At 70.4% G+C, this 1,079-nt stretch carries 2 protein-coding genes; one reads left to right on the top strand and one right to left on the bottom strand.

All coding sequences use genetic code 11. The features are described 5' to 3' along the window. Window positions 1-366, bottom strand: a 366-nt coding sequence (locus ACZ5CR_RS46965; RefSeq protein WP_468870192.1) for a MarR family winged helix-turn-helix transcriptional regulator, incomplete at its 3' end; no start/stop codon positions are given. A gap of 24 nt (window positions 367-390) precedes the next feature. On the opposite strand from ACZ5CR_RS46965, the gene ACZ5CR_RS46960 reads away from it, so the two are divergent. Beyond that, the gene (locus ACZ5CR_RS46960) at window positions 391-897 is read left to right on the top strand and encodes a carboxymuconolactone decarboxylase family protein (protein ID WP_468870191.1); all 507 of its coding nucleotides are present in this window, start codon (window positions 391-393) and stop codon (window positions 895-897) included. The last annotated feature ends 182 nt before the right edge of the window (window positions 898-1,079 follow it).

Here is a 1,079-nt window from a genome sequence, read left to right as displayed (position 1 = left end):
GATGCCGTGCGGGGTGAGGCGGATCAGTTTGCGGCGGGCGTCGGCCGGGTCGTCGGTGCGTTCCGCGTAGCCGAGGGCGATGAGGCGGTCGACGGTCTTGCCCGCGGCCTGCTTCGAGACGCCCAGACGGCGGCCTACGTCGCTTGCGCTCGCGCCCCGTACGCCGATCGCCTGCATCGCGAAGCCGTGGGCCGGGCGCACGTCGGGGTGGCCCTGGCGGGCCAGCTCGGCGTGCAGCCGGTCGATCAGCGTGCGGAACCCGCCGAAGAGGAGGAGCGGCAGCTCGAAGCCGCGCCGGTCGTCCGCCGATGGTTCATCCGCCTTGCGAGAATCGACAACCTGGTTTACCTTCTTTTCGTCAACCATGTTGTCCATCGTAGGGGGTACCTCTTGTTTGCCGAGCACACTGTGGAGACCGCACCGGCCGAGTCGCGCGCCGCGATGGAGCGCACCGCCGCCGCCTTCGGGAAGACGCCGAGCGCGGTGGCGCGGCTCGCGGAGTCGCCCGAACTGCTCAACGGCTTCCTGGAGTTGAGCGCGTCCTTCGAGCGGACGACGCTGGAGCCGGTGGCCCGGGAAGTCGTCATCATGACCGTGGCCGTACGCAACGACTGCCACATCTGCGTGACCATCCACACCGCCAAGCTGCGGAAGCTGGGTGCGGACGCCGAGGTCATCGCGGCGCTGCGTGAGGGGCGGGCGCTGGGCGACGAACGACTGGAGGCAGTGCGGCAGTTCACGCTGGAGGTGCTTGCGACCGCCGGTGGCGTCGGGGACGAGGAGCTGAAGAGGTTCCTTGCGGCGGGTCATACGGAGCGGAACGCGCTGGAGGTCGTGATGGGGATCGGTACGTACACCATGTCGACGCTGGCGAACCGGCTGACGCGCGCCACGTGAGGCGCGGCCCTCGCCCCCGGCGGCGAGGGTGACGCACAGGCGCCTCACAGCGCGCCCCGAGGGAACGCACCGGAACCGGGCCTACCGTCGCGTCCATGGCAGCAGAAAGTGATCTCAACAGGCGCAAGGTCCTGGTGCTCGGCGGTGCTGCCGCCGGGACGGCCGGGCTCGCTCTGGCCGGG

The organism is Streptomyces sp. NPDC031274 (genome assembly GCF_055570235.1).
Note: the sequence above shows the minus strand (reverse complement) of the source record. Positions and strands in the feature narration are given on the sequence as shown.